Raw genomic sequence first — 6,029 nt, forward strand, 5'->3', positions numbered from 1 at the left:
GTCGTTCTTCGTCTTTCGACCCTTGCGATTGAACTCTTCGAGGATGCGGCGTTGCCGATCGCTCATTTACCCTCCGTATACATGCGGGGCCAGCGTCCCGACGAACGTCAGGTGGCGGTAATCCTCCGCATAGTCGAGGCCGTAACCGACCACGAATTCATTAGGAATATCAAAACCAACGTAGTCAACCGGCACGTCCACCTTGGCGGCGTCCGGCTTGCGCAGGAAGGTCGCGATCTTCACAGACTTCGGCCCGCGCGCCTCGAGATTCTGCTTGAGGTAGTCAAGGGTAAGACCCGTATCGATGATGTCCTCGACGATGAGCACGTTCATATCCGTGATATCGGAGTTCAAATCCTTGAGAATCCGCACCACACCCGAGGACTTCGTGGAGGCGCCATACGAGGAGACAGCCATCCAGTCCATGTGCAGCGGGATCGAGATTTCGCGCACGAGATCCGCCACGACCATCACCGCGCCTCGCAAAACGCCGACCACGAGCAGGCTCTCACCTTCGTAGTCCTTGCTAATCTCCGCTCCCATCTGCGCAAGGCGTTCTTTGATCTGGTCTTCCGAAACGGCAACGCGAACGATGTCGTCTTTGCAATCCTCAAGTCTCATGGCTTCTCCGCAGTGCTGGGGGCGATATACAAAAGGTCGTCTTCCCGCCGCGCGAACGCGCCGGGCAGATCGATGTGGAGTTTATTGTCCTCTCCGGTGATGAGCCTATCAAGTGCGTCGACGTGCCAGTACACCAATTCGCCCGATTTCTTCCCGACGCCGGTCACAGCCTCGCGTAGCACGCGCGTTCGCAGGGGGCGCGGGTGGCGTGCGAGGTCGGCGCAGTCGATCACGACGCCGCCGCCCCGGCTTGTTACGGCAGTCCGACCGATCGCGAGCGCGAGGGTGGAGAGCAGATCGTCGTCGTCGCGGAGGATGTCCGCGGTGCGGGCGAGGGCGTCAACCACGCCGCCGCCGAGCGCCGTGTCGAGGTTCGGGAGGATGTCGTGGCGGATGGCGCTGCGGCGCAGCGGGCTGCCGTCGGCGGCGCGCCACTGGCCGTCGGGGGCGTTGGTGGGGTCGTCGATCCACGGCAGGTCGAGCTCGCGGCATACGACGCGCAGGTCGCGCCGGCGTATGTGCAGGTAGGGGCGGATCATGGGCACGTCGGGATGGTCGGGCAGCGCGTCGATGCGGCGCATGCCGGCGATCGAGCGGGGGCCTGAGCCGCGGCCGAGCCCGAGGAGGACCGTTTCGGCCTGGTCGTCGGAGGTATGGCCGAGGAGGACGGGCAGGGGCGCGTCTGGCTCGCTGGTCCACTGCGCGAGCGGTCCGGCCGGGTCCCAGCCGGCATGCCGCGAGGCCACCATCTGACCGCCCGCGCGGGCGATCTCGGCGATGCGCTCGTAGCGCGCCCGCCTGGCGTTGCCCTCCGGTCCGTCGTCGCCCTGCGGACTCACGCGTGTAACGATCGAGGAGTCGACGATCCGCTGGAGATAGCGGTCAACCGCGGCGGCCTCGGCGCCGGACTCCGGGCGCAGGCCGTGGTCGATCGTCGTCGTGAGAACCTCAATCCGGCCGCGCGCCGCCCACATCGCCACCTTGGTCAGCGCCATGGAATCGGAGCCGCCGGAGACGGCCAGCAGAACCGCGCCGCCGTCGGGGACAGCGGCGAGGGTCTCGGTCATGGCGTGGCGGGCAGCCGTCAGCGCCGGGTGCGGGTAGGACATCAGCCGACACGCTCGATCCACGCGGCCGGGTTCTTGATTTCGGCGGAGGTGGGCAGGTTGTCGGGGGCGTCCCACACGCGGTTGAACACGTCCATTCCGGCGCGGTCGATCACGCCCTCCACGAACTTCTCGCCGCCGGTGTACTGCTTGAGCTTGTCCGTCACGCCGAGGCGGTTCGAGATGAACGCGACGAGCGGGTTCTTGTTCGTGCGGCGGTCGGCCATCGCTTCGATGATGCGATCGCGGCCGGGCATGCGCTGGCGGGGCACGTTGTTCATGACGTATTCGGCGTGCCCCTCAAGGAGCGACATGATGCCCGTGACCTGCTCGAATAGCTCCTCGGCGGTGGCGTCTGCGGAATCGGACTTGGTGTCCCCGAGCGAGATGATCATGCGGGCGCGCTCGAGGATCGTGTCCTTCAGCCAGGGCGCCGCCGCGAATTGGACGGCGTGTGTGAGCTCGTGAACGGCGACCCACAGCGAGAGGTCGCGACGGTCGAGGTCATAGTTCTGGCGGAACGACGCCACGTTCGGGGCGATGAGGTAGAGCCGGCCAAGCTCGGAGGAATACGGGTCGAACTGGCCGAGCACGCGCGGAGCGACGGCCGAGAGAACGAGCGAGAGTTCGGTGGTGCCGATCGGGTTGTCGTCGGGCGGGAGCATCGCCTCGATGGAGAGCGAGGCTGCCGCGGCCCACGATGCACGGTCGACGACGAGCACCTCCGCCTTCGCCGCCTGATTCGCCGCCTCGGTCAGCCCTGTGATCTTCGAGACCAGGTGGGGCGCGCGCTTTGCCTGCGTGCGAAGGTCGCGGACTGTGGCCTTCGCCTTCGCCTCGGGCATGGGCGGCCCGCCGCCGGAGAGCACACTGGCGACTCGTTGAACTGTGCGTGGATCAATCGTCATGCCACTAAGAGTAATGAAAGCACGCGCGGCGTGCCCCGAAAGTTGCTCAGGGTGAAAGAAGGCGGGCTAGTGGCGGGAGCTGGGCTAGTGGTGGGAGCGGGATGTGGCGGGAGCTGGGCTAGTGGTGGGAGCGGGTTGTGGCGGGGCTGGGCTGGTCGCGCAAGCCGGGCTGGCGAAAACTGTGGCGGCGGCGAAAGCCGGGGTGACGGCGTCGTCGACTAAAGCTCGGCGAGGGCGTCGAGGAACTCGTCTTGCAGGACGCGCGAGGCGGGCGCCGTCCCGACCTCGAGGTTATCCATGAGGATGACGAACGTGAGCGGGTAGCCCGAATCGGTGAGCATGTAGCCAGACAGCGAGATTGCTTCGACGAGCGTGCCGGTTTTCGCGCGGACCTGGCCTTTGATGTCAGTGCCGTGGAAGCGCTGCATGAGCGTGCCGTCGAGCGCGGCCACGGGGAAGCCGGCGGGCATGGCCGCGAGCGAACACGCGTCGCATTCCCAGGTGAGCGTGAGGATGTCGCAGAGCGCGTTGGCGGTGAGGCGGTTGGTGGCCGAAAGCCCGGAGGAGTCGCCGAGGATGAGGCCCTCGGTGCGCACGCCAAGCTGGCCGAGCACCTGCATGCGGGCCTCGTTCGCGCCGTCGAAGGAGCCACCGAAGCCGGACTCGATACCTACAAGGTGGCCGAGGACTTCCGCCACCGAGTTGTCGGAAACCTCGAGCATGTAGTCCACGATCTCGCGCACGGGCGCCGATTCGACCCTGGCGAGTTCAGTGGCATCGACGGGGGCGGCCGAGCGGTCGACCGTCGTCACCTCGATGCCTTCTTCTCGCAGGCGCTCGGCGAAGGCCTCGGCGGCGAGGATGTCCGGGTTGGCGAGGTAGCCGACGTTGTCCATGCGGCCGCGGTCGACGGCGATGGGGCGCAACTCCATGACGTAGTTGCGGTTCGCGCCCTCGATGTCCGTGTAGTACTGGCCGCCGGTAAAGAGTGAGGAGTCGACGGCCACGTTGACCGAGGCGACGCCCCTATCGCGCAGCTGGCTGGCTGCGTCCGCCGCGAGGTCGGCAAGGCCGGCGCGCCCCGTCGTCGCTGTTGGATTTCCGGCGCCGTCCGACAGGAGGACGTCTCCCCCGCCGATGAGGTGAACCGTGGTGCCGTTGAGCGAGGCGATGGTGGGCAGCGTGGTTTCGGGGCCGAGGGCGTGGAGCGCGGCGGCCGCCGTCACGATCTTCATGTTCGACGCCGGCAGGGCCGGCTCGTCCGCACGCCACGTGGCGATCGGTTCGCCGGTCAGGGCGTCCGCGACGATGATGGCGGTTGTTCCCGTGTTGCGCGAATCGGACTCGAGGGCGTGGATGAGCTGCGCGACGTCGTCGCTGGTGGGAGCCGTTGCGGTAACGGTGGTGTCGGCGGAGGGTGCCTCCGCGATGGCCGGCTGGATCGTCGGGTACGGCAGGGGCTCGGCCGGCTCGGGCTTAGTGGTGAGCGGGCCGGGCGCCAGATCCCACGCGTCCGCGAACACGTAGCCACCCATGGCTACCAGCGCGAGAACCGCAATCAATCTCTTCCACACCCGCATATCTTCCCACACCCCACGAGCTGTTTTGGGCAAATGTGCGCCGTCACCTGTGATAGTACGCGCATTCTTTCGCGGCTCCGGGCTAGAATGGGGGCGGAATTAACTGTCCGAAGGAGAATTCAATGGACTTTGATGTCACGATTGAGATCCCGAAGGGTAATCGCAACAAGTACGAACTCGACCACAAGACGGGTCGCATTCGCCTTGATCGCATGCTCTTCACCTCAACCCGCTATCCGGATGACTACGGCTTCATCGACGGCACACTCGGCGAAGACGGCGATCCGCTCGACGCCCTCGTGCTCCTCGACGAGCCCACGTTCCCCGGCTGTGTGATCCGATGCCGCGCACTGGGAATGTTCCGCATGACGGATGAGGCCGGAGGTGACGACAAGGTAGTCTGCGTCCCGGTTGGAGATCAGCGCGCATCGTGGCGCACCGAGCTCGAGGACATCTCCGAGTTCCACCGTCTGGAAATCCAGCACTTCTTTGAGGTCTACAAGGATCTCGAGCCGGGCAAGTCTGTTGAGGGCGCTCACTGGGTCGGCCGCGAGGAGACCGAGCAGGAGATTCAGAACTCCTTCCAGCGTGCCATCGACACCGGCTACTACGACGAGAACCCGAACGCCAACCCCTCGAACCTGCACGCGTAGGGTTCCCGGCGGGCTTCGGTAAGTCGCGAGGATCTGGCCGGTTGTGAGGATCTGGCCGGTCGCGGGGTTCTGGGCGATCGCGAGGATCCGCAAGCCACACGGCTCCGGCAGGGGCCTAAGCTCTCTGGCGAGGGCTCCGCAGCGATGCGGGGCCCTCGTTTTCGTCTGTCATGCCCGCTCCGCCGGGCCAGGCACTCCCTGACGGAGCACCCCTGCCCAGATAAGGCGCTCCCAGGCACACCCCAGCACAACCGGGGCAAGTTCCTACCAAACCGGGCAGGAACTTCCTGCCCCAATTAGAGAGAACCTGCACCAGTTGCTAGGGAAGTGGCATAGAGGAGGCGCGGGACAGCAAGAACCTGCACCATTTGCACGGGAGAGTGCAGGGGCAACTTGAACCTGCACCATTTGCACGGGAGAGTGCGGGGGCAATTAGAACCTGCACCATTTGCAAGGGAGCTGACGGGAGGGAGCCAGGAGATTGCCGGGCCAACGGGAACCTGCACCATCTACAAGGGACGGTGGCGGAAAAGCAGCGCGAGGGTGGCGAGCTAGCGCACGCGGAGGTAGACCGGGCTACCCCAGACGGCCCTTTCCTGCGTACCCATCGACGGGTTCCATGCCGCAATATGCATGCCGTTGCCGGTGTAAATACCGACGTGTCCGGGCCACCACATGATGTCACCGGGCTGAGCCTGCGAGGCCGGGACCTGCGAGTATGCACTCCAGTACTGGCCGACGTACGAGCCGGTACGGCGCGGGGTCGTGTGACCAAACTTCTGGTAGACGTACCAAACGAATCCAACACAATCCCAGCCGGAGGTCGGCGAGGTGCCACCCCACACGTACGGGGAGCCCACGAACTGTCGCGCGTAGTTCACCACTGCCTGACCATTCGTGCCCTGCGGCGGTGCAACCGGCGGCGTCACCGGCGGTGGCGGCGGGGTCGTCGGACGCGGAGCCGGCGTGGTCGGCTGGGGAGCCGGGGTCGGCGTCACCGGCGGTGGCGGCGGCGGAGTCGTCGGACGCGGTGCCGGTGTCGTTGGCTGCGGTGCCGGCGTGGTCGGCTGGGGAGCCGGCGTCGTCGGCGTCGGGGTCGGCGTCGTTGGCTGCGGTGCCGGCGTCGTCGGTGCTGGATCCGGAGCGGGCGCCGGATAGATC

The 6,029-nt window shown here is 66.3% G+C and carries 6 protein-coding genes; 1 reads left to right on the forward strand and 5 read right to left on the reverse strand.

Annotated elements, in window-relative coordinates; translation table 11 throughout:
* Positions 1 to 66: 66 nt before the first annotated feature.
* The 4 genes from hpt to dacB form a co-directional block, all read right to left on the reverse strand.
* Complete coding sequence (hpt, locus tag ACHFFR_RS02405) at positions 67 to 621, reverse strand: hypoxanthine phosphoribosyltransferase (protein ID WP_394262672.1); 555 nt, start codon at positions 619 to 621, stop codon at positions 67 to 69.
* Positions 618 to 1,751, reverse strand: coding sequence for a tRNA lysidine(34) synthetase TilS (tilS, locus tag ACHFFR_RS02410; protein ID WP_394262673.1), 1,134 nt, complete (start codon positions 1,749 to 1,751; stop codon positions 618 to 620). The genes hpt and tilS overlap by 4 nt, the downstream gene beginning before the upstream one ends.
* Positions 1,730 to 2,635 (reverse strand): zinc-dependent metalloprotease, encoded by a 906-nt coding sequence (locus ACHFFR_RS02415; RefSeq protein ID WP_394262674.1) that lies wholly within the window; start codon positions 2,633 to 2,635, stop codon positions 1,730 to 1,732. The genes tilS and ACHFFR_RS02415 overlap by 22 nt, the downstream gene beginning before the upstream one ends.
* 218 nt (positions 2,636 to 2,853) lie before the next feature.
* On the reverse strand, positions 2,854 to 4,209 hold the full coding sequence (gene dacB, locus ACHFFR_RS02420) for a D-alanyl-D-alanine carboxypeptidase/D-alanyl-D-alanine-endopeptidase (protein WP_394262675.1): 1,356 nt from the start codon (positions 4,207 to 4,209) through the stop codon (positions 2,854 to 2,856).
* A 128-nt stretch (positions 4,210 to 4,337) separates the two neighbouring features.
* On the opposite strand from dacB, the gene ACHFFR_RS02425 reads away from it, so the two are divergent.
* Positions 4,338 to 4,868, forward strand: a complete 531-nt coding sequence (locus ACHFFR_RS02425) for an inorganic diphosphatase (protein ID WP_394262676.1) — start codon at positions 4,338 to 4,340, stop codon at positions 4,866 to 4,868.
* Between the two features lie 551 nt (positions 4,869 to 5,419).
* On the opposite strand, the gene ACHFFR_RS02430 is transcribed toward ACHFFR_RS02425, so the two are convergent.
* Positions 5,420 to 6,029: C40 family peptidase (locus ACHFFR_RS02430; protein WP_394262677.1), on the reverse strand; the 610-nt coding region annotated here is incomplete at its 5' end.

Source organism: Trueperella sp., assembly GCF_043424875.1.
Taxonomy (GTDB): domain Bacteria; phylum Actinomycetota; class Actinomycetes; order Actinomycetales; family Actinomycetaceae; genus Trueperella.

Bases quoted from the DNA above. Each gene is read 5' to 3' on its own strand.
- hpt (WP_394262672.1), bottom strand. From the start codon at position 621: ATGAGACTTGAGGATTGCAAAGACGACATCGTTCGCGTTGCCGTTTCG.
- ACHFFR_RS02415 (WP_394262674.1), bottom strand. From the start codon at position 2,635: ATGACGATTGATCCACGCACAGTTCAACGAGTCGCCAGTGTGCTCTCC.
- ACHFFR_RS02425 (WP_394262676.1), top strand. From the start codon at position 4,338: ATGGACTTTGATGTCACGATTGAGATCCCGAAGGGTAATCGCAACAAG.